The sequence below is a fragment of the Polaromonas sp. YR568 genome (assembly GCF_943372955.1).
In the GTDB taxonomy this organism is placed as follows: domain Bacteria; phylum Pseudomonadota; class Gammaproteobacteria; order Burkholderiales; family Burkholderiaceae_C; genus Polaromonas.
In genome coordinates, this window is sequence record NZ_CALSAL010000001.1 from 912,255 (window position 1) to 933,676 (window position 21,422).

At 63.0% G+C, this 21,422-nt stretch carries 23 protein-coding genes; 8 read left to right on the forward strand and 15 right to left on the reverse strand.

Annotated elements, in window-relative coordinates; all coding sequences use genetic code 11:
• Window positions 1-27 precede the first annotated feature (27 nt).
• A complete protein-coding gene (locus AAG793_RS04340) occupies window positions 28-297 on the forward strand; it encodes a hypothetical protein (RefSeq protein ID WP_341904515.1) in 270 nt (89 codons plus the stop codon).
• 57 nt (window positions 298-354) lie between these two features.
• On the opposite strand, the gene AAG793_RS04345 is transcribed toward AAG793_RS04340, so the two are convergent.
• A complete protein-coding gene (locus tag AAG793_RS04345; protein WP_341904517.1) occupies window positions 355-1,023 on the reverse strand; it encodes a DsbA family oxidoreductase in 669 nt (222 codons plus the stop codon).
• 296 nt (window positions 1,024-1,319) lie between these two features.
• Here AAG793_RS04345 and AAG793_RS04350 point away from each other — a divergent pair, with 296 nt between their 5' ends.
• Genes AAG793_RS04350 through AAG793_RS04360 form a run of 3 tightly spaced genes read left to right on the forward strand, consistent with a single transcriptional unit; the run spans window position 1,320 to window position 3,421 of the window.
• Window positions 1,320-2,198 carry a HAMP domain-containing sensor histidine kinase gene (locus tag AAG793_RS04350; protein WP_341904520.1) on the forward strand — a complete coding sequence of 293 codons (879 nt, stop codon included), beginning with the start codon at window positions 1,320-1,322 and terminating at the stop codon, window positions 2,196-2,198.
• A gap of 57 nt (window positions 2,199-2,255) precedes the next feature.
• On the forward strand, window positions 2,256-2,840 hold the full coding sequence (locus AAG793_RS04355; protein WP_341904523.1) for a chromate transporter: 585 nt from the start codon (window positions 2,256-2,258) through the stop codon (window positions 2,838-2,840).
• A complete protein-coding gene (locus tag AAG793_RS04360; RefSeq protein ID WP_341904527.1) occupies window positions 2,837-3,421 on the forward strand; it encodes a chromate transporter in 585 nt (194 codons plus the stop codon). Before AAG793_RS04355 ends, AAG793_RS04360 begins: the two co-directional genes overlap by 4 nt.
• Window positions 3,422-3,460: 39 nt before the next feature.
• Here AAG793_RS04360 and nhaR read toward each other — a convergent pair whose 3' ends face one another.
• Window positions 3,461-4,375 (reverse strand): transcriptional activator NhaR, encoded by a 915-nt coding sequence (nhaR, locus tag AAG793_RS04365; protein ID WP_341904529.1) that lies wholly within the window; start codon window positions 4,373-4,375, stop codon window positions 3,461-3,463.
• A 260-nt stretch (window positions 4,376-4,635) separates the two neighbouring features.
• Here nhaR and AAG793_RS04370 point away from each other — a divergent pair, with 260 nt between their 5' ends.
• A complete protein-coding gene (locus tag AAG793_RS04370; protein ID WP_341904532.1) occupies window positions 4,636-5,568 on the forward strand; it encodes a sodium-dependent bicarbonate transport family permease in 933 nt (310 codons plus the stop codon).
• 36 nt (window positions 5,569-5,604) lie between these two features.
• Here AAG793_RS04370 and rlmB read toward each other — a convergent pair whose 3' ends face one another.
• Window positions 5,605-6,363, reverse strand: coding sequence for a 23S rRNA (guanosine(2251)-2'-O)-methyltransferase RlmB (gene rlmB, locus AAG793_RS04375; protein WP_341904536.1), 759 nt, complete (start codon window positions 6,361-6,363; stop codon window positions 5,605-5,607).
• A 173-nt stretch (window positions 6,364-6,536) separates the two neighbouring features.
• Here rlmB and AAG793_RS04380 point away from each other — a divergent pair, with 173 nt between their 5' ends.
• Entirely contained in the window at window positions 6,537-8,360 is a 1,824-nt protein-coding gene (locus AAG793_RS04380) for a hypothetical protein (protein WP_341904538.1), read from the forward strand.
• Here the strand turns inward: AAG793_RS04380 and AAG793_RS04385 are convergent, their stop codons facing one another.
• Entirely contained in the window at window positions 8,361-9,098 is a 738-nt protein-coding gene (locus tag AAG793_RS04385) for an ABC transporter ATP-binding protein (RefSeq protein ID WP_341904540.1), read from the reverse strand. It abuts the gene before it with no gap.
• 164 nt (window positions 9,099-9,262) lie between these two features.
• On the opposite strand from AAG793_RS04385, the gene AAG793_RS04390 reads away from it, so the two are divergent.
• Both AAG793_RS04390 and mnmH read left to right on the forward strand, forming a co-directional pair.
• Window positions 9,263-9,889, forward strand: coding sequence for an arylesterase (locus AAG793_RS04390; protein WP_341905412.1), 627 nt, complete (start codon window positions 9,263-9,265; stop codon window positions 9,887-9,889).
• Entirely contained in the window at window positions 9,886-10,938 is a 1,053-nt protein-coding gene (gene mnmH / locus AAG793_RS04395; RefSeq protein ID WP_341904543.1) for a tRNA 2-selenouridine(34) synthase MnmH, read from the forward strand. The genes AAG793_RS04390 and mnmH overlap by 4 nt, the downstream gene beginning before the upstream one ends.
• A gap of 71 nt (window positions 10,939-11,009) precedes the next feature.
• Here mnmH and AAG793_RS04400 read toward each other — a convergent pair whose 3' ends face one another.
• From AAG793_RS04400 to der, 11 genes are all read right to left on the reverse strand, one after another.
• A complete protein-coding gene (locus tag AAG793_RS04400) occupies window positions 11,010-11,192 on the reverse strand; it encodes a hypothetical protein (RefSeq protein WP_341904545.1) in 183 nt (60 codons plus the stop codon).
• Window positions 11,193-11,260: 68 nt separating this feature from the next.
• Window positions 11,261-12,448, reverse strand: a complete 1,188-nt coding sequence (locus AAG793_RS04405; protein ID WP_341904548.1) for a PLP-dependent transferase — start codon at window positions 12,446-12,448, stop codon at window positions 11,261-11,263.
• A gap of 263 nt (window positions 12,449-12,711) precedes the next feature.
• Window positions 12,712-13,236, reverse strand: a complete 525-nt coding sequence (locus AAG793_RS04410) for a phosphoribosyltransferase (RefSeq protein WP_341904550.1) — start codon at window positions 13,234-13,236, stop codon at window positions 12,712-12,714.
• Between the two features lie 63 nt (window positions 13,237-13,299).
• Window positions 13,300-14,640, reverse strand: a complete 1,341-nt coding sequence (locus tag AAG793_RS04415) for an adenylosuccinate synthase (protein WP_341904553.1) — start codon at window positions 14,638-14,640, stop codon at window positions 13,300-13,302.
• 52 nt (window positions 14,641-14,692) lie between these two features.
• Entirely contained in the window at window positions 14,693-15,889 is a 1,197-nt protein-coding gene (locus AAG793_RS04420; protein WP_341904557.1) for an ATP phosphoribosyltransferase regulatory subunit, read from the reverse strand.
• Window positions 15,890-15,981: 92 nt separating this feature from the next.
• Window positions 15,982-16,170 carry a DUF2065 domain-containing protein gene (locus tag AAG793_RS04425; protein WP_341904559.1) on the reverse strand — a complete coding sequence of 63 codons (189 nt, stop codon included), beginning with the start codon at window positions 16,168-16,170 and terminating at the stop codon, window positions 15,982-15,984.
• 3 nt (window positions 16,171-16,173) lie between these two features.
• Window positions 16,174-17,076 (reverse strand): protease modulator HflC, encoded by a 903-nt coding sequence (gene hflC, locus AAG793_RS04430; protein WP_341904562.1) that lies wholly within the window; start codon window positions 17,074-17,076, stop codon window positions 16,174-16,176.
• 11 nt (window positions 17,077-17,087) lie between these two features.
• Window positions 17,088-18,494 (reverse strand): FtsH protease activity modulator HflK, encoded by a 1,407-nt coding sequence (gene hflK / locus AAG793_RS04435; RefSeq protein WP_341904564.1) that lies wholly within the window; start codon window positions 18,492-18,494, stop codon window positions 17,088-17,090.
• Window positions 18,495-18,551: 57 nt separating this feature from the next.
• Entirely contained in the window at window positions 18,552-19,691 is a 1,140-nt protein-coding gene (gene hflX, locus AAG793_RS04440) for a GTPase HflX (protein WP_341905415.1), read from the reverse strand.
• A 38-nt stretch (window positions 19,692-19,729) separates the two neighbouring features.
• A complete protein-coding gene (hfq, locus tag AAG793_RS04445) occupies window positions 19,730-20,014 on the reverse strand; it encodes an RNA chaperone Hfq (protein ID WP_341904568.1) in 285 nt (94 codons plus the stop codon).
• Window positions 20,015-20,049: 35 nt separating this feature from the next.
• Complete coding sequence (gene der / locus AAG793_RS04450) at window positions 20,050-21,393, reverse strand: ribosome biogenesis GTPase Der (RefSeq protein WP_341904571.1); 1,344 nt, start codon at window positions 21,391-21,393, stop codon at window positions 20,050-20,052.
• Window positions 21,394-21,422: the final 29 nt, after the last annotated feature.

The following is a 21,422-nucleotide window of genomic DNA, read 5'->3' on the forward strand; positions in this document are numbered from 1 at the left end:
CACTGACGGCTCACCGCACTCGCGGCATTGACGGGCTGCGCAAGTTCCACGCCGGAGGCGGGCGCCCGTACGCTGGTGATCGATGGTATTACCGTGATCGTCGCACCACTGACGGCGGGGACGTGGACCGCCCGGACGCAAGACCGCGCTACGGTTCTGCCACAGACCACCGATGGCACTGCCCTGCTGCGCCGGGCCATCGAGGGTGCGTCAGGGTGTCGGGTCACCGACAGCGACTACGCCGAAGGCGGGCGTCAGTTTGATGCGCAGCTCGATTGCAAGTCTGGCAATCGGTAAACACCGGCGAGCCTCGCACGCCGTCATTCACAGCACCAGCAGCCGGACTGCCGCCCCTCAGGCCTCAGCCGCGATTTTCCGCAAGGCCTGCTCGAACACCTCGGGTGGTTGTCCGCCCGAAATCAGATGCCGGTCATTGATGATGACGGCTGGCACGGAGTGGATGCCATGCTGCAGGTAAAACGCCTCCCGCTCGCGCACCTCTTCAGCGTACGCGCCTGACTCAAGCACCTCTCGCGCTTCGGTGGCATCCAGACCGGCTCTCACCGCCGCGGCAGCCAGCACATCGTGCGAGGCCGGGCTTTGGCCATCTGTGAAATACGCGGTGAACAGCGCTTCCTTCAGCGCTTTCTGCGGCACGGGCCCTTTCAGTTCAGCCCAGTGCAGCAGCCGGTGCGCGTCGAAGGTGTTGTAGACGCGGCTGCGGCCGCCACCCGGTTCGTCGGGGCCGCTGAATTTGAAGCCAAGTTCAGCACCACGGTCACGGATGCGGTCGCGATTGATGTTCGCCTGCTCAACGGAGATGCGGTACTTCGCCGTCAGATGCTCGGTGATCTCCTGGCCCTGAGGCCCCATCTGCGGATTCAGCTCAAAGGGCTGGAAGTGCAGCTCGGCCTGCACCACGTCACCAACGCGGGCCAAGGCCTGGTCCAGTGCTTTCAGGCCGATGACACACCAAGGGCACGAGACATCGGAAACAAAATCAATCTTGAGGGTGGTGGTCATGGGTTCGTTCCAGCAAGGGGGACTGACGACAGGTCAATGCGATAAAGCACCATTTTGGCGCGGTGGCAGCCCGGCTGCTGGTGAACGCTTCAAAGGCACGGCCGGTGGCAGGGTCGCCAGTGGCACAGGCAGTGGAGCGCCCTTCCTTGAGACATCGGCCAGCTGATACTTTTCGTTGTGACTGTGCGTCACCAAAATAGCTGTTGGGCTGGCTTGCGAGGTCGTTTAATATGGAAACGAAAGGCAACCCTGCCGCGCCCGGCCACTTGCGTCCGCCGCAGCCAATCCCCACCCCCATGGCCGAGATCCATTCCGATTCGCACCACGCAGCAGACCCGCTCCAGCGGTCAGGCGTGATTGCGCCTTCGGGTGACCTGTTGCAGCAGTTGCAGAGCCTGCAGGCCGCGCACCAGGAATTGCAACTGCGCCATGCGGCGCTGAAGATACAGGCGACACGGACAGCCGCCGAGCTTGCCGCTGCACAGCAGGAGATGCTGTCATTGCTGTACACCGTGTCGCACGACTTTCGGGGTCCGCTGAACACCATTGACGGCTTCACGCAGTTGCTGGAACGGGCCTTGCCCGCAGAAGGCGCAGAGCGGCCCCGCACCTACGCCACCCGCATCAAGTCTGGTGTGAAGCAGATGGCGCAGTTGATCGACGCACTGCTGGTGCTCTCTCGTGCGGCGCACTCGCCCATGAAAAACGAAGCGGTGGATCTCAGCGCCACCGCGCAAGCCATCATGACCCGGCTGCAGGCAACAGACCCCGCGCGCCAGACCCGCCTGTCGATTGCTGACGGCATGGTGGTGCAAGGGGACACACGGCTTCTCTCGGCAGCACTGGAATACCTGCTCGACAACGCGTGGAAGTTCAGCACGGGCACAGCCGTCACCGACATCCGCTTTGAGCGTGAACCTGAACCTGATGCGGCGGGCAACACGGTGTATGTGGTTCGCGATCAGGGTGCCGGTTTTGACATGGCCCGGGCCGACAAGCTGTTTGGCGCTTTCCAGCGCGTGCATGGGCCCGACGAGTTCCCCGGCATGGGCATGGGCCTGGCGATTGCAAGGAAGGTGATTGAACGCCACGGCGGGCACATCAGGGCTGAATCGGCGCCTGGCAAAGGTGCTGCGTTCTTCTTCACCCTGCCGGGACAGCCCCAGCCTGCCTGAGCCTGATGCCCCGGCGCGCAGCCCTCATTGGCAGAGACAGCGGCGATAATTACACATATGAATTCCGAACCGACCGCGCAGTCAGAAGAGCGCCCGCGCCCCCAATCGCTCACTGATCTGTTTGTTTCCTTCACCCTGCTGGCGCTGCAGGGTTTTGGCGGTGTCCTGGCGGTGGTGCAGCGCGAGCTGGTCGAGAAAAAACGCTGGATGACACGCGAGGAATTCATTGAGGACTGGGCCGTGGCACAGGTGATGCCAGGCCCGAACGTCGTCAATCTGTCGCTGATGGTGGGGGGCCGGTATTTTGGCCTCAAGGGTGCAATGGCCGCACTGGCCGGCATGCTGACCGTGCCCCTGTTGCTGGTGCTCATCCTCGCGCTGGTCTATGCACAGGTGGCCAGCCATCCGGGCGTCGCCGGTGCGCTGCGCGGCATGGCGGCGGTGGCGGCTGGGTTGATTGCGGCCACTGGCCTCAAGCTGTTCGGGGCGCTGCAGAAAAACGTGCTCGGGCTGCGTCTGTGCGCGGCCATCGGCGTGGTGGTGTTCTGCGCGATTGCGCTGCTGCGCCTGCCACTGGCCTATGTGCTTATCGGCCTCGGCGGGATGTCTTGCGTGCTGGCTTTCAGGCGGCTCAAGCCATGACAGCACCCCCCTCACTGGTTTTTGGCGCCGCCGAGTGGCTGGACCTTTTTCTGCACTACCTGTCCCTCTCGCTACTGTCGGTGGGCGGCGCCATCAGCACGGCGCCTGACATGCATCGCTATCTGGTCGAAGAACAACACTGGCTGACCGATGCGCAGTTCAACGCGTCGATTGCGATTGCCCAGTCTGCGCCTGGCCCGAATGTATTGTTCATCGCACTGCTCGGCTGGAATGTCGGCGTCAACGCCGGCGGCATGCTGACAGGCTTGCTGGGCGTTTTCTGCACCATGCTGGGTATCCTGATTCCGAGCACCACACTCACCTACACCGCTGCCCGCTGGGGCCACCGCAACCGAGAGCTCAGGGCGGTGCGGGCCTTCAAGCAGGGCATGGGGCCGGTGGTGGTGGCGCTGCTGATTGCCACCAGCTGGATTCTCTCCACAGCCAACGGTAGCGGCTGGAAAGATTGGCCGATCTGGCTGGTCACAGCCGTCACGGCGCTGATTGTCTGGCGCACACGCATCCACCTGCTGTGGCTTCTGGGCGCCGGTGCCGTGCTGGGCTGGCACGGACTCATCTGAAAGCCTGAGCTGACGGCCTGCCCCGGTGGACAAGCCCGGTCAGTGGAACAGCTCGTTGCGCGCAAACGCGGTGATCGCCGCAATCGCCGGGTGGCGTATGCGCCGCTCGATGGAAATGGCGTAAAACTCTTCGCGCAAATCCGGCGCAGCACCCATCGACACCACACCGTACTGGTGACAGATTTCTGCCTCCAGCACGGTGGGTGCGGCGAAAACGCCCAGCCCTTCGCGGCCAAAGTGTTTCATCAGCGCGCTGTCGTTGAACTCGCCGCTCACCTGCGGCGCCAGACCATGCGATACCAGCCAGCCCTCCAGACGCCCACGAAGGGCTGACTCTGCGCCCGGCAGTAACAGCGGCAGTGTTTGCAGACTGGCCGGGAAACGCTTGCGGGCGTCGCGCAGGAGCAGCCCGCCTTTCTTGAGCAGCGCAGGTGAGACGAAAAAACTGACGCTGGTCTGCCCCAGCGCATGGCTGAACAGGCGCACACTCAGATTGGCTGGCACAGGCACCTCTGAAATCACCAGGTCCAGGCGGTGAACAGCCAGTTCGGCCAGCAGCGAACTGAGCTTTCCCTGGGTGCATGTCAGGCGTGGCAACGGCTCTGACCGGATGCCTGGTTCAACGACACGGTAGGCCACTGACTTGGGCACGGAATCGGTGATACCGACCCGGAACAGCGGGGTCTGCCGGCCGTCCTTGCCACTGCGCAGCGCGACCTCCAGCTCACCTCCGAGCGCGAAAATCCCGTCGGCGTATTGCATGACAAGCCTGCCCGCTTCGGTGGGCTCCAGTCCCCTGCCCGCCTTGCGCAACAAGGACTGCCCCATGCGCGCCTCCAGCTGCTTGATCTGACTGCTCAGCGTTTGCGGTGTCAGGTGCAGTTGCTCGCTGGCCCTCGCAATACTGCCGGTATGAACCACGGTCCAGAAATAGTGAAGGTGTTTGTAGTTCATCTGATTTCCAGCCTTGCCGTACCGGTGCACGCCTGCCGTTGGCCCAGGCTTCGCCTCACAAATATCGTCAGAAGGCTTTTTGAATACCCAGTTTAATTATTCGATTTTTTCGAACTTTAACGATTTTAAATTCGGATTTACTTGTACGTTCAGAACTTCTAAAGTAGCGCTCGCCGGCCAAAAGGGATGAACAGAGGGAAGCAGGACATCCCGCGCCGGAAAAACAAAACACATAACAACATCCCGGAAGGAGGATCGCCGTGACGGATCCGCTCGTCTTTTTCTTTGTGCTCGGCCTGGTGGCGCGCCTGGTGCGCAGCGAACTGCGTTTGCCCGACGGCCTGTACGACATGCTGTCGTTCTATCTGCTGCTGGCCATTGGCCTGAAAGGCGGCGTGGAGCTGAGCCGGCAGCCCTTGGCCGAACTGGCGCCGCAAGTGCTGGCCTGTCTCGGCCTTGGTTTCGCCATTCCCTTTGTACTGGTGCCTGTGCTGAGGCTGCTGCGCTTCTCGGCCGCCGACAGCGCCTCGCTGGCTGGCCATTACGGTTCTGTCAGCGTGGTCACCTTCGCCGTAGCGAGTTCTTACCTGCTCAAGGCGGGGGTTGAACACGAGTCCCATGCCGCGCTGTGGGTGGCCCTGATGGAGGCACCCGGTCTGGTCGCGGCCATCTTCCTGGCACGCTGGTCCCAACCGGGCCGGGCGGCCAACTGGAAGGTGCTCGCCCACGACGTGTTTCTGGGCAAGTCGGTGCTGCTGCTGGTGGGAGGTCTTGCGATTGGTGCGGTGATCGGCGAAGCCGGCATGGCCCCCCTGAAAGCCGTGTTCATGGACCCCTTCAAGGGTGTGCTGGCGCTGTTTCTTCTGGAGCTCGGCCTGGTGGTGGGCGCACGCGCCGGTGAGGTGCGACTCCACGGCCTGAAGCTGGTGGCCTTTGCCGTGGTGGCACCGCTGGCGCTGGCACTCGCCGGCGCGCTGGTGGGCAAACTGCTGGGGCTGAGTGTCGGCGGCATTGCGCTGCTTGCCACGCTGGCCGCGAGCGCCAGCTACATTGCAGCGCCGACAGCCATGCGCATTGCGGTACCAGAGGCCAATGCAGCTCTGTCGATTACCGCCGCGCTGGCCATTACCTTCCCGTTCAATCTGCTGGTGGGCATTCCGCTCTACCTGATGCTGGCCAAGGCCGTGGCCTGATGCGCTGGCCTGTGCCCGCTGCTGCTGCGCCTTTGCCTAACCGGCGCTGCGTCGCTGCCGCAGGGCTTCGTACAGACAGACACCGCTGGCCACCGACACATTGAGGCTTTCCACCGCGCCCTGCATCGGAATGCTGACCAACTCGTCGCAGGTCTTGCGGGTGAGCTGGCGCATGCCCTCGCCTTCTGCGCCCAGCACCAAGGCAACCGGGCCTTTCAGGTCCACGTCGTAAATGGTTTTCTCGGCATCGTCGCTGGTGCCGATGCACCAGATGTTGCGCTCTTTCAATTCACCCAGCGTGCGCGCCAGGTTGGTGACCATGAAGTACGGCATGGTCTCGGCCGCGCCGCTGGCCACCTTGGCCACGGTGGCGTTGATGCCTGCGGCATGGTCCTTGGGCGCAATCACGGCGTGGGCGCCCGCACCATCGGCCACGCGCAGACAGGCGCCCAGGTTGTGGGGATCGGTCACGCCATCGAGCACCAGCAGCAGCGGGCTGGCCACGCCCGCCTCTTCCAGTTGTTCCAGCAATTCGTCCAGCGATTTCACCTGCGCCAGCGCGTCGACCCGCGCCACCACGCCCTGATGGCCGTGGCTGCCACACATTTTGGCCAGACGCAGACCGTCGGACTCGATCAGGCGCACACCTGCCTCGCGGGCCCGGTCGGTGAACTGACGCATGCGGGCATCGCGCCGTGAGGCATCGAAAAATACCTCCAGAACAGACTGGGGGGCCGTCTTGATGCGAACACCGACCGCGTGAAAACCGAAAAGCACTTTGGGAGAGGAAACCATCGCCTGATTATCCCTGCACGGCCCGGGCTGCCGCCCCAGACCGAAACCCTTCAGGTGGCCGCAAGCATTCCACCCACAGCCCGCTTCGAATAAGTAACAAAATGTATTACATTCGGGGCATTCTCCAAGGATCGATGGCCGACGCATTGCGGGCAGCAGCACACCCAGCACTCATGACGCACTCCTACGACAAGACGCAGACCTTGCCAGTCGCCACCAGCGGGCGGGTTCGCGTGGCCGATGCTGCGGCCGGCTTCGCGCGGCCAAAGTCCGATGCGCTGCGGCCCGGACACCCGGTGGGGGACTGGCGGATTGAACAGGTGCTGGGGCTGGGCCATGCCGACATCCTTTATCTGGCACAGGATGCTGTGCTGGGGAAAACCGTGCTGCTGCAGGAGTTCTTCCCGGCGGCCTATTCATCACGCCAGGCCGACGGCTCGGTGCTGATCCGCAGCCCGGACGACCTGGTGCCTTTCGAAGAAGGCCTCAAGCAGATCACGGCAGAGGCAGAAAAACTGGCCGCCTTGCAGCAGGACAGCATCACCCGCACGCTGCGCCAGGAGCGGCGCCACGGCAGTGTCTATGTCGCGGTCCAGCATGAGGACGGCGATGCGCTGGACCGCTGGCGGTTGCGGCAACCGCCGCTGGACCGCCCGACCCTGCTGAAAACAGTCTGGCCGGTGCTGGAAGCGTTGGCCGCCCTCCACTCGGCTGACTTGCTGCATCAGGGCATTGCCCCCGAAACCGTCCGAATGCGGGCAGGTGGCTCACCGTGCCTGGTCACGCTGCCCTCATCGCATCGCGGTGCTTGCGGCCCCTCCTCCGGCTTCACCGCACCAGAGCAATGCGGCTCGGACCAGGCCACAGGCCCGTGGACGGACATCTATGGATTGGGCGCACTGATGTACTGGCTGGCCACGGGCAATGAGCCGACCGATGCGGCCGCCAGACTGCAGGGTGACGTACTGCCTCGCGCGGTTCAGGCCGGCAACCGGCTGGTCTACGGCGAGCCCCTTCTGCGAGCCATTGACCAGTGCCTGGACCTCGACACCAGCCGCCGGCCACAGAATGTGGGCGAACTGCTGCAGGCCCTGGAAGCGACGGACCTGAGCCGCACCCAGAGCATGTCGGCGCTGCAACCGTCTGGGAATGCGTCAACCCCACAGGCCGCCACACAGGAGCGGTCACGCGGCGCACCGGGCGACAAGAGTCGCTACCGGTCTGTGCTGGGTACTTTGCTGGCCCTCGGCATCGTGAACGACGGCAAGGCCGATGCTGGCCGGCAGGTGGCACTGCAAGCGCTGTTGCAGGACTGCGCCGATGCCTGCACGCAGACCCTGAAAAACTCATCGCATCTGCGCATGAACACGCCGGACGGCATGATCATGTGCTTTGTCGAAGACCCGGAGGACGCACTGGAATCTGCGCTGCGCCTGCGCGAACTGCTGCAGCGCGGCGGTCATGCACTGGCGCTTCGCATCGGCCTGCATCTGGGGCCGATCCGCCTGCAGACAGGCGATGACGGCAAGACCCTGGTGCTGGGCGATGGCGCTAATGTGGCCCAGCGCATCACGGACTTTGCGCGCCCGAACCAGATCGTCATGACGCGCGCGCTGCACGACCTGATTGGCAGCCTGTCTGACAACGCCCAGGGCTTGTTCCGGGAACTGGGCGTGCACATGGACAAACACTTGCGCTCGCACCACATTTACGAGGTGCTGGACCCCCGCCACCGGCCGGCGGCGGCGCCTGTCACCCTGACGGGCTTTGAGCGCACGGCGTCCTTCGCGGCGCTGGCGTCACTCACGCCAGAAGTGGTTGGAACGATAGAGGCCGAGCTCACCGCGGCCATCGGACCGCTGGCCAGCGCACTGGTCAAAAAAGCCCTGCTGCGCAGCTGGACGGCAGACGGCCTGCGCGAAGTGCTGTCGGCCGCCATTCCGGATGCGCTGGCGAAACAGAAGTTTGCCAGGGCGCGCCGGACGGCCGCGCTTTGATCAGGCCGATTCGGCCCGGATCTGCCCTGCCTCGATGGTGATGCGACGCTCGCAACGCGCTGCGATGGCACGGTCGTGCGTGACCAGAACCAGCGTGGTGCCCAGTTCCCGGTTGAGATCGAACATCAGCGACATCACGGTTTCGCCGGTGGCGAAGTCCAGGCTGCCAGTGGGCTCGTCGGCCAGCAGCACCGCCGGCTGGACCACAAAGGCACGCGCCAGCGCCACCCGCTGCTGCTCACCGCCAGACAGCACCTTTGGGTAGTGACCCAGGCGCTCACCCAGCCCGACCCGGCCCAGCATTTCGGTGGCCTGCGCGCGGGCGTTACGGGCACCAGACAGCTCCAGCGGCAGCATCACGTTTTCCAGCGCCGTGAGGTTGCCCATCAGCTGAAAGCTCTGGAACACAAAGCCCACCTGCTGCGCCCGCAGCGCAGCGCGATCGTCCTCGCTGAGCGTGAAAAGATCCTGCCCTGCCAGACGCACCGTGCCCTGTGTCGGCGTGTCCAGCCCGGCGATGATGGACAGCAGCGTGCTCTTGCCCGAACCGGAAGCACCGACAATGGCGGCTGTTTCCTTCGGTGCCAGCGAAAAATGGATATCGCGCAGAATGGTCAACACGCCAGTCGAGTCGGTGACCGACTTGAAAACGTGCTCAACGGAAATAATTGAAGAGGCAGGCGCGCTTGCATCAGCTGCAAGGGGCGCGCCGGGGGCAGAAATTGCAGGGTCAAACATGCCAGCCTTCTGAAAAACGTGAACGGTACCGAATGGACGCAGGAACCAGGCCAATAGATATGACAGATTCTGACTTTAACAAGCCCTTGTCGGCAGGCGATGTCCCGCACGCAAAGTCCGGCGTCGCCCGAAGGGCACTGTGGCGGTCTGGCGTGGTGCTGGCGATGCTGGCCAGCCTTGCCATTGGCGCCCGGGCGCAGGGTCCGGCGCAGGCGGCAGCAGGCCCGACTGCGCCAGGCACGGTCCTGATTGTGGGTGACTCACTCAGCGCGGAGTACGGGCTGCGCCGTGGCACCGGCTGGGTCCAGCTGCTCGAAAAGCAACTCGCCGAAACCAAAACCCGTGCGAAGGTGGTCAACGCCAGCATCAGCGGCGACACCACCTCGGGAGGTCGCTCCCGCCTGCCAGCCCTGTTGTCACAGCACAAACCGTCGGTGGTGGTGATCGAACTCGGCGGCAATGACGCGCTGCGCGGCCTGCCGCTCGACATGACGGAGCAAAACCTGAGCGCGATGACACAAGCCGCAAAAAAGGCTGGCGCCAAGGTGCTGCTGGTCGGCATGCAGGTGCCGCCCAACTACGGCAGCGCCTACACCAGCGCTTTTGCAGGCCTCTTTGCCAAGATCGCCCGCGCGGAGAAAGTTTCCGTGGTGCCGTTTTTCCTCAAGGGAATTGCCGACGTCGATGATTCGGCCGCGAACTTTCAGGCCGACCGCATTCACCCCAACGAAAAGTCACAGTCCCGGATGCTGGCCAATGTGTGGCCTGAACTGAAAAAGCTGATCAAGTGAGCCTGGACCGGATTTCCGCAGAAGAGGCCCTCGGCCAGCTGCGCAGTTTCTCTGCCATCATCGACGCGCGCAGCGAGGGCGAGTACGCCGAAGACCACCTGCCCGGTGCCGTGAACTGGCCCAGCCTGCACGACGATGAGCGAAAAATTGTGGGTACGCAGTACAAGCAGATCAGCGCCTTCGAGGCCAAGAAGCTCGGGGCGGCACTGGTAGCCCAGAACATCGCCACGCACATTCAGCGCGAAGTGCTCGACAAACCACGCGAATGGCAACCACTGGTGTACTGCTGGCGCGGCGGCAAGCGCAGCGGCTCGCTGGCGCTCATCCTTGACCAGATCGGCTTCAAGGTCACACTGATTGACGGCGGATACAAGGCGTTTCGGGCGGCGCTGGTGGCTGACCTGCCAACCCTGGCCAGCCGCTTTCAATACCGCGTGATCTGCGGCACCACCGGCTCGGGCAAAACCCGCCTGCTGCAGGCGCTGCGGGCCGAGGGCGCACAAGTGCTGGATCTGGAAGAACTGGCCAACCACCGCAGCTCAGTGCTGGGCATGATCCCCGGCCTGCCCCAACCCACTCAAAAGGCCTTTGACACCCTGATCTGGGCAGCCCTGCGCGGGTTTGATCCGGCCCGGCCGGTGTACATCGAAAGCGAAAGCAAAAAGGTGGGCAACGTCACTGTGCCGGAAGGTCTGATTCGCGTGATGCGCGCCAGCCCATGCCTGCAGCTGGACTTGCCCGAAAGCGAACGCGTTGCGCTGCTGATGGAAGACTACGACTTCTTCGTCAAAGACATTGCGTTTTTTTGCGAGCGGCTTGGTGCGCTCACCGAAGCGCGTGGCAAGGAAACTGTGCAGGATTGGCAGACCCGCGCCCAGGCGGGCGACGTGGCTTCTGTGGTGCAGGAGCTGCTGGTCAAGCACTACGACCCGGTGTACCTGCAGTCCATTCGCCGCAACTTTGTGGAGTACGGCAAAGCCAAGGTCATCGCCCCGCGCGACCGCAGTGTGGCGGCCATGACTGCGCTGGCAAAAAGGCTGCTGGAATGAAAAATCCCGGCTCCCCGATGAACGGTGAGGCCGGGATGGCGGGAGAAGTCTGAAAGCGGTGAGCTGGTGGGTCAGGCAGCGGGGTCAGCGGGTGGTGCGCCCGGGTTGCCCGCATCGGTCTCGGTATCGCCAGACGCCTCATCCGCCGCATCATCCGGCTTTCCTTCGGCCTTGCGCTTCAATTTCTCTTCTTTTTTGCGCTTTTTCGCGAGCTCCTTCTGGCGCTTTTCGTAGGAGTAATTGGGAGTTGCCACAGCGTCGCTTTCGTGAATAAGTAACCCTTACTGTACTGCATCGCCCGGGGTGGCTGCATGCCACCGCCTCACATCTGTTGCAGGGCCTGCTGAAGGTCAGCCTGCAGGTCGGCAACCGCCTCAAAACCCACAGAAAACCGCACCAGTCCGCCCTTGTGCGGCCACGCAGTGGTGCGAATCGAGGGCACGTCGTAGGGCGCGCATAAACTCATTGGCCCGGCCCAGCTGTAACCCAGTTTGAAGAGCTGCAGACTGTTGCAGAACTGGTCCACCTGAGCCTGCGAGAGTTCAGGCTTGAACACCGCGCTGAACAGACAGGCCGCTGCAGTGCAGTCACGCTGCCAGAACACATGACCGGGCGAGCCCGGCAAGGCCGGGTGCAAAACGGCCGCCACCTGCGGCTGGCTCTGCATCCAGACGGCCAACGCGCGCGTGGCGACATCCTGCGCGCTGTAACGCATGTGAATGCTGTTCAGGCCGCGCAGCACAAACTCAGCGTCATTGCCGCTCACCCCATAGCCGACACGCATGTGGCAAAAGTGAATGAGGTGATGCAGTGCCTCGTCCTGGGTCACCACCGAGCCCATCAGCACATCGGCCCCGCCGCTGGGGTATTTGGTCAGCGCCTGAATCGACACATCCGCACCCAGCGCGAAGGCGTTGAAGGCAATGCCCGCGCCCCAGGTGTTGTCGAGCGCTGTCACGGTTCCTTGCGGATGCGCCTGCGCCGACGCATTGTGCGTTTTGACTGCGGCCACCAACGCCAGCATGTCGGGAAACTCCATCGTGATGGAGCCTGGCGCCTCCAGCCAGACCAGACGGGTTTGGGGACTCAGTTTGGCGGCCAGGTCCGCCGGATTCATTGGGTCGTAGTACTGAAAGCTCACGCCCCAGCCTTTGAGCTCATTGGTGGCAAAGGCCTTGTTCGGACCGTAGGCGTTGTCTGGAATCAGCAGTTCGTCACCCGCTTTCAAAAACGCCATGTCGACCAGCACCACGGCCGCCAGACCGCTGGGCACCAGCGTGCAGTGCTTGCCACCTTCCAGCGTAGCAATGCGCTCTTCCAGCGTGAACGTGGTCGGCGTGCCATGCAGGCCGTAGGTGTAACCGGTCTTGTGTTTCCAGTCACGGTTGCGAAGCGCATGCACCGTGGGAAATGCGATGGTGGACGCCTTGTAAACCCCGGGTGGAATCGCGTCAAAGCCCGCAGGCGGCTTGTAAGGATGATGAATCAGATGCGTGGATGGGTCGGTCATCCATGAATATTAACGGCAAGCCCGATCCATCGATGCCTCAGAGCTAACGAAGGCTTTAAGTCGACCGCGGAGGCATTGTCTTTCGCAAGCGGAGCCGTGGAACCGGCTTCGCCGGGCCACAGGCGGACGGCCCCCTCGGGGGCAGGGAGCTACACGAAGTGAGCGACCGGGGGGGGCCGTATTGTTCCGAAGGGCCGCCCCGAGGAAAAATGCGCCCCCTCGGGGGGCAGCGCATTACACGAAGTGAAAAGCGTGGGGGCCGATCAGAACTTCCACTTCGCCATCAACTGCGCAGGCGACAGCGAGTCGTAGCCCTCGAAGGGCTGGTGAATCCACGGGTTGGTCGGCAACAGTTCCACCGAATAATCAGGCTGGAAGCTCGACACACCCTTGGTCCAGATCACGGCGCTGCGCAGCTCGGTGATCGGGGCATAGTTGTTTTTGAGCTGGTGGATCACCGCGTTCAGCGTTTGGCCGGAATCGGCCAGATCGTCGACTAGCAGCACCTTCCCTGCAATCTCACCCTTGGGCGTGGTGATGAAGCGGGCAATGTCAAGGTTGCCCTGTACCGTGCCCGCGTCGGCCCGGTAGGAGCTGGTGGACATGATGGCCAGGGGTTTGTCAAAAATGCGCGAAAGAATGTCCCCGGGCCGCATACCGCCGCGGGCCAGGCACAGGATGGTGTCAAACGCCCATCCGGACTGATGGATTTTGATCGCCAGCTTTTCAATCAGGTTGTGGTATTCGTCGTAGCTGACGTAGAGATGCTTGCCGTCTTCGGTCAACATGGAGTTGCTCCTGATTGAATCGCAGGTGATACGCAGAGTGATAGGCAGAAACGCTGGCCTGACTCAGGCCGCATACGGGTTGCGCAGCAGGATGGTGTGGTCACGGTCGGGGCTGGTGGAGATCATGTGGATCGGCACACCTGTGACTTCCTCGATCCGGCGCAGGTATTTTTGCGCCGCCGCCGGGAGCTTGTCGTACTCGATCACGCCCACCGTGCTCTGGCTCCAACCGGGCATGGTTTCATAAATCGGTTTGCAGCGGGCGATGTCGTCGGCGCCCATGGGCAGGATGTCGGTGATGTGGCCGTCCAGCTCATAGCCGGTGCACAGCTTAAGTTCATCAATGCCGTCCAGCACATCGAGCTTGGTGATGCACAGACCCGAAAGGCCATTGACCTGGGCCGAACGCTTGAGCAGCGCCGCATCGAACCAGCCGCAGCGGCGGCTGCGCCCGGTGGTCACACCCTTCTCAGCGCCCACCGTGCTCAGGTGATAACCCACGGTACCGGGTTGCTCCCAGTCGAGCTCGGTCGGGAACGGCCCACCGCCCACGCGGGTGCAATACGCCTTGGTAATGCCGAGCACGTAATGCAGCATGCCCGGACCCACACCGGCACCCGCAGAAGCGTTGCCCGCCACGCAGTTGCTCGACGTCACATACGGATAGGTGCCGTGGTCCACATCCAGCAGCGTGCCCTGGGCGCCTTCGAACAGCAGGTTGGCACCGTCACGGTGCGCGTCGTTGAGTTCGCGCGACACGTCGGCCATCATGGGCTTGAGGAGCTCGGCGTGGCGCATGGCTTCTTGGTAAACCGGCTCGAACTCGATAGCCGGGGCATTGAGGAAACCCGTGAGCACAAAGTTGTGCAGCTCCAGCAGCTCGCGCAGCTTGGCCGCAAAGCGATCAGGGTATTTGAGGTCCTGCACGCGCAGTGCACGGCGGGCAATCTTGTCTTCGTAGGCCGGGCCAATGCCGCGTCCGGTGGTGCCGATCTTGGTGGTACCGCCCTTCTCGCGGAAGGTTTCGCGGGCGATGTCCAGCGCCGAATGAAAGGGCAGGATCAGCGGGCAGGCCTCGCTGATGCGCAGACGCGAACGCACTTCCACACCCGCTTTTTCAAGACCTTCGATTTCCTCAAACAGCTTGGCAGCCGACAGCACCACGCCGTTACCGATGTAGCACTTCACGCCGGGGCGCATGATGCCGCTGGGGATCAGGTGCAACGCGGTTTTCACACCGTTGATGACCAGCGTGTGGCCGGCATTGTGGCCGCCCTGGAATCGCACCACGCCCTGGGACATTTCGGTGAGCCAGTCGACCAGCTTGCCTTTGCCCTCGTCACCCCATTGGGTGCCCACGACCACGACATTGCGGCCCGCGGCTGCGCTTGGTTTGTTTGTCATCTTCAATTCTCGTTAAGGTGTTTGGGGGATAGCACGGAGCGGGGCAAAGCCCTCAGGCAGCCCTAGCCAGCGGCTGGACGAACCAGGCACCGGCCGCATGGGCCAGTTCGCGGTCGCAATCGAATTCATTGACTTCATGCTCGTGGCCGGGCAGCACGCAGGCCACGGTTTCACCGCGGGCGCGCAGCTGCGCAATGGCGGCGCGCAGGGCCGGGTCTTCGCCCCATGGAGCGCGGATGGCAGCCTTCAGCGGCCGTGGTGGCAACACGCACACCAGTTCTTTCAGATCGAGGCTGAAACCCACGGCTGGCCGGTTGCGGCCAAACACGGCACCCACTTCGTCGTAGCGGCCTCCACGGGCCAGTTCGGCGCCCTGGCCATAGATCGCAAATCGGGTGCCGCTGTAATAGGCATAGCCCCGCAGGTCGGCCAGATCGAAGCTCACACGCACGGCAGCAGTGCCATCAGTCGATGCAATATGGGAGGCCAGCCACTGCATGTTCTGCAGCGCCTGTGTCACGCCGGGGAGGTCAGGCAGTACCTTTTTTGCTTCGACCAGCACGCCAGCGTCCCCGTAAAACTGAAGCAGCGCCTTGAGGCCCTCGCGTGCGGCAGCGCTGAGGGTGCCGTGCAGGCGCGCCAGGAGGCTGTTCAGTTCACCAGCATCCTTGGCGGCGAGCGCAGAGTGAATCAATGACAGCGTGTGGGCATCAACGTCGGCGCCAGCCAGCAGGCTGCTGACGATGCGAACATCGGCCATGTCGACCGACAAGCCGGTGACGCCGGCCACCTGCAGACCCTGCAGGGCCAGAAGCTGCGCTTCGAGATCGGCTTCGAGTCCGGCATGGCCGTAAATTTCAGCTCCGAACTGCAGCGGCTCGCGGGTGGCGTTGGGCCGGTCAGCACGGGTGTGGAGCACCGGGCCGCAATAGCACAGCCGCGCCACACTGGTGCGGTTGAGCAGGTGGGCATCGATGCGGGCGACCTGGGGGGTGGTGTCGGCCCGAAGGCCTAGGGTGCGGCCGGACAGTTGATCGACCAGCTTGAAAGTCTGCAGATCCAGCGCTTCGCCAGTCCCGGTCAGCAGCGACTCGAGATGCTCCAGCAGCGGCGGCATGACGAGTTCATAGCCGTAGCTGCGGGCCGTATCCAGAAACAGCCGGCGCAGTTCCTCAATGTGGCGCGCCTCGGAGGGCAGGACATCGGCAATTTGATCGGGCAATTGCCATGATGACGACCAGGCGGGCATGGGAATTTTTCTTAGGCTGTTAAAACAGCGATTTTACCGGGCTTGGAGGCCACTTTCTGGCCTCGATGCCCGCTGGTTTGCAGTGTCCTGGGTCAGGACAGAAAAAACAACACCAGCACACCAGCCAGAATGCTGCTGAGCCCGAAGAAGCGGATCTGGCCGTCGCTGAGCGACAGAATCTGCTCAAACATGCGGCGCCAGCCCGTCGGGGAGGCGAAGGGCAGCAAACCCTCGATCACCAGCACCAGCGCCAGTGCCAGCCACAGGGTGTCTGCACTCACGCTTTATTTTTTCGGTGCGGCCGCTGAACCGCCGCCGGAGCCTCTCATGGCCTTGAAAAAGTCGGATGACGGATCGATCACCATCACGTCGCTCTTCTTGCTGAAGCTGGCCTTGTAGGCGTCGAGGCTGCGGTAAAACTGCGCGAACTGCGGGTCGCGCCCGAAAGCCTCGGCGTAGGCCTTGGCGGCCTCGGCATCGCCCTCGCCCTTGACCTTCTGTGCGTCGCGGTAGGCGTTGGCAATCGTCACCTCGCGCTGACGGTCCGCATCGGCACGAATCTTCTCGCCCTCGGCCGCGCCGGTAGAGCGCAACTCATTGGCCACACGCTGACGCTCTGCCACCATGCGCTTGTAAACCGAGTCCGTAATGGCTTCGACATAGTCCACCCGGGTGATGCGGACGTCCACCACGTCCACGCCCCAAGGCTGGGTACCCTGCACCGCCTGCAGCACTTCGCGCTTGACGTCTGCCATCAGCGCTTCGCGCTTGAGGGACAGCAGGTCCTTCACCGTACGCTTGTTGATCTCTTCCTGGAACGCATTGCGCACCACACGGTTGAGCTGGTTGGCTCCGGCTTTTTCATCCAGGCCCACATTGCGGATGTAGTCGCTCGGCTGGGTGATGCGCCAGCGCACATACCAGTCGATCACCACGCGCTGCTTTTCAGCGGTCAGCATGGGCTCGGCGTCGACACTGTCAAGTGTGAGAAGCCGCTTGTCGATGTACGACACATTCTGGAACGGTGGCGGCATCTTGAAGTGAAGACCGGGCTCGGTGATCACTTCCTTGATCTGCCCAAGGGCATACACCACACCAAACTGCCGCTGGTCCACCACAAACAGTGTGGAGCCCAGCAAGGCCAGCACCACCAGCAACGAAGAAACGATAAATCCGACTCTGTTCACTTTGTTCTTCCTCAGCGGGTTTCGCGGTCACGGGTCCGCGAGGTATCGCGGGATCTGGCGTCCTGGGACGGGCTTGCTGGCGGAATCACCTGCACAGGCGCAGCGCCGTTTCCGGCGGCTGCCGCTGCTGCATCGGCGACACTCGCGGCATCCCCCTGGGCGGTCACCTGCATGATCTTGTCAAGCGGCAGGTACAGCAGGTTGGAACCCTGACGCGACTCCACCAGCACCTTGGTCACGTTGGTGTAGACCTGCTGCATCGCATCGGTGTACATGCGGTCGCGGGTGACCTGCGGCGCCTTCTGGTACTCGGCAAGCACCGAGCGGAAACGCTGCGCATCACCCTGTGCCTGCGCCACGATACGGGCCTTGTAGGCTTCCGACTCTTCTTTCAGGCGCGAGGCGGAACCCACTGCACGGGGAATCACGTTGTTGGCATAGGCTTCAGCTTCGTTCTTGGCCCGCTCACGCTCCTGCCCGGCCCGCAGCACGTCGTCAAAAGCCGCCTGAACCTGCTCGGGCGGACGCACGCCGCTCTGCTGGAGGTTGATGCCCACCACTTCCACACCGACCTTGTAGCGGTCCAGAATGGTTTGCATCAGCACGCGCACGCGCGGACCGATCTGGTCACGCTCGTCGGCGAGTGCCGAGTCCATCTTCATCTTGCCAACGACCTCGCGCACGGCCGTTTCGGCGGCCTGCACCACAGCGGCTGCCGGGTCCTTGCTCTCGAACAGGTAGGCGCGCGCGTCATTGAGCCGGTACTGGACCGCAAATTTGATCTCGACGATGTTCTCGTCTTCGGTGAGCATGGCTGAATCGCGCAGGCCTGTGGCCTTGATGATGACGTCGCGGCCGACGTCCACCGAGCGGATCTGCGTAACCACCACGATCTCGTGACGCTGGACCGGGTAAGGCAGGCGCCAGTTGAAGCCGGCGCCGACGGTTGAGTGGTACTTGCCGAACTGGGTGATGACGGCCTGCTGACCCTCCTGCACGATGAAAAAGCCGGTTCCCAGCCAGATCAGTGCAGCCACGCCGGCGATCAGACCAGCGCCCACGCCTGCGCTCTTCATGTCGGGCTGGAAACCACCGCCGCCAGTGCCACCGCCACGGCCGAAACCACCGCGGTTGCCGCCACCCTTGCCACCGCCAAACAGGCCGCCCAGCTTGCGGTTGAAGTCACGCCACAGTTCGTCCAGATCGGGCGGGCCCTGGTTGGGGCCCTGCCCCTGCGGGCGACCCGACTGGACCGGCGGACGTTCATCGCGCGGAGCCTCCGGCTTGGCGTCGTCGGTGGAGGCTTTGTCCTCATCCCGGCCCCAGCGCGGATCATTGAGGTTGAACATGCCTTGGGCGCGTTGCCTCAAGCGACCTGGCCAGTTCGCCAAAGTCTGCAGCACGGGATTCAGATTCATGGGATCAAACTCACTTGGTTTTCTGTAACCGACATTGTGCCTAATGAAATCGCCCTCTCAGGCAACGTCCTCGACAGTTTGGGGGATATCCGGTGCAGGCGAAGACGCGGCATGCGCCGCCAGCAGCGCGCGCAACAAAGGCAAGCCCTCACCGGTCTGTGCACTGAGAAACACGCGCTCGACGCTGCGGCTGGCCCCTTCGAAGGCGTCCTTCAGATCAAACTGATCCTGCAGATGCAGCGGGTAGCTGCTTTTTTCAATGGCATCGAGCTTGTTGAACACCAGAATCTGCGGCACGTCGGCGGCGCCGATCTCGGCCAGCACTCGCTGCACCTGCTCGATTTGCTCCAGATACTCGGGGTTGGAGCCGTCCACCACATGCAGCAGCAGGTCGGCATCGGCCGCTTCCTGCAGCGTCGCGGCAAAGGCATCAATCAATCCATGGGGAAGATCGCGGATGAACCCCACGGTGTCGGACAGCGACACAGAACGCGCCGCGTCACCCAGGTAAAGCTGCCGCGTGGTGGTGTCCAGCGTGGCAAACAGCTGATCGGCCGCATAAGCGCGGGCTTTAACCAGCGCATTGAACAGCGTCGACTTGCCCGCATTGGTGTACCCCACCAGCGAAATGGTGAAGGAATTGCGGCGCTCACGCTGCCTGCGCTGGGTCTGACGCTGCTTCTTGACCTTGGCCAGCCGCTCCCGTGTGCGCTTGATGGCTTCGCCAATCATGCGTTTGTCGAGTTCAATCTGCTTTTCACCCGGTCCACCGCGCACACCCGCGCCGCCGGTCTGGCGCTCCAGGTGCGACCAGCGACGCACCAGACGGGTTGAGGTGTATTGCAGGCGCGCCAGTTCCACCTGCAGTTTGCCCTCGTGGCTGCGGGCGCGCTGGGCGAAGATTTCGAGGATCAGCAGGGTCCGGTCATTGACCGGCATCTCGAGGTGCCGCTCGAGATTGCGCTGCTGGGCGGGGCTGAGCGACTGGTCAAACAGCACCTCGGTGGCGCCGGTGTCCAGTGCGAGGAGCTTGATTTCATCCGCCTTGCCGCTACCGATGAACAGTGCGGCATCGGGCGCCCTGCGCTTGCAGGTCACCCGCGCCACCGGATTCAAACCGGCGGTCTGGGCCAACAAACCGAGCTCCTGCAGCTCTGCATCGAAGTTGGGCAACCCGAGGTCCACCCCGACCAGCAGGGTCAGGGGACGCGGCTTGACCGGCGTGTCATCGGAACTCAGTTGGCGGGGCTTTCTTCAGGCTCGCTGGTCGCAAAGTTCACGGCCCGACCGGGGACGATCGTGGAGATGGCATGTTTGTAGACCATCTGGGTCACCGTGTTGCGCAGCAGGACCACGTACTGGTCGAACGATTCGATCTGCCCCTGCAACTTGATGCCGTTGACGAGGTAAATGGAAACAGGAACATGCTCTCGACGCAAGGTGTTGAGAAATGGATCCTGCAAAAGCTGGCCTTTGTTGTTGCTCACGATATTTTCCGTGTTCAAAAGTTGATGAAACATGACCTTACCACAGGCTCCCCGCGGCGCACGTAGTACTAGGCCGATTCCTTGTCCGTGAAGGGGTTGTGCGAGCTTTTCATCTGTATGCGCAGCGGCGTGCCGACCAGATCGAATTCCTTGCGAAAGCGCCCTTCCAGGTAGCGCTTGTAGGACTCGGTGACATGCTCCAGCGAATTGCCGTGAATGATGATGATGGGCGGATTCATCCCACCTTGGTGCGCGTAACGCATTTTGGGGCGGAACATGCCCGAACGCTGCGGTTGCTGGAACTGCACCGCCTCGAGGAGCAGGCGGGTCAGCACCGGGGTGGACATTTTGCGGTTGGCAGACGCATGGGCCTGGATGATGGACTTCCAGACCGGCCCCAGGCCCTGGCGCTTGATGGCCGAAATCGGGTGAATGGAGGCGAATTTCAGGAAGCCGAGGCGCGTCTCGATGGATCGCTCCAGCAGTTCACGCTGGTAGGAATCGATGGCGTCGGATTTGTTGACCGCCAGAACCACCGCCCGACCGCTTTCCAGAATGAAGCCGGCGATGTGGGCGTCCTGGTCGGTCACGCCTTGCGTCGCGTCCAGCAAGAGCAGCACCACGTCGGCGCTCTCGATGGCCTGCAGGGTCTTGACCACCGAGAACTTTTCGATGGCCTCAAACACCTTGCCCTTGCGGCGCAGGCCGGCGGTGTCAATCAGTTCAAACTTCTGGCCTGCTTTTTCAAACGGCACGGAAATGGCGTCGCGGGTGGTGCCGGGCAGGTCAAACGCCACCAGGCGCTCCTCGCCCAGCCAGGTGTTGATCAGGGTCGATTTGCCCACATTGGGCCGGCCAGCCACCGCCAGACGGATGACCGACGGGTCTTGCGGTTCGACCTCCTCGTCCGGGTCAGGCAGGTGCAAAGGTGCCAGGGCCATGTCCACCAGCGAGCGCATGCCCTGCCCATGGGACGCCGACACCGGCAGCACTTCGCCCAGTCCCAGCTCGAAAAACTCCGAAAGCTGCACGCCCTCGGTCATGCCTTCGGCCTTGTTGGCCGTGAGCACGGTGGGCTTGCCCAGCTTGCGCAGGTACTTGGCGATGTCGTGGTCCTGGGCGCTGATGCCGGCGCGCGCATCGACCACAAAGACCACCACGTCGGCTTCGGCCACTGCTTGCCGGGTCTGCTTGGCCATTTCCTTGTAAATGCCCGAAGCCGCGTCGGGCTCAAAGCCGCCGGTGTCGATCACGATGTACTCGTGGGGGCCGAGCTTGCCGTTACCGTAATGACGATCCCGTGTCAGTCCGGCAAAGTCGGCCACGATCGCATCCCGCGTCTTGGTCAGCCGGTTGAAAAGGGTTGACTTGCCCACGTTCGGGCGGCCAACCAGTGCAATGACAGGTTTCATCAATCAGCTTCAGACGGAGCAAAACGCCC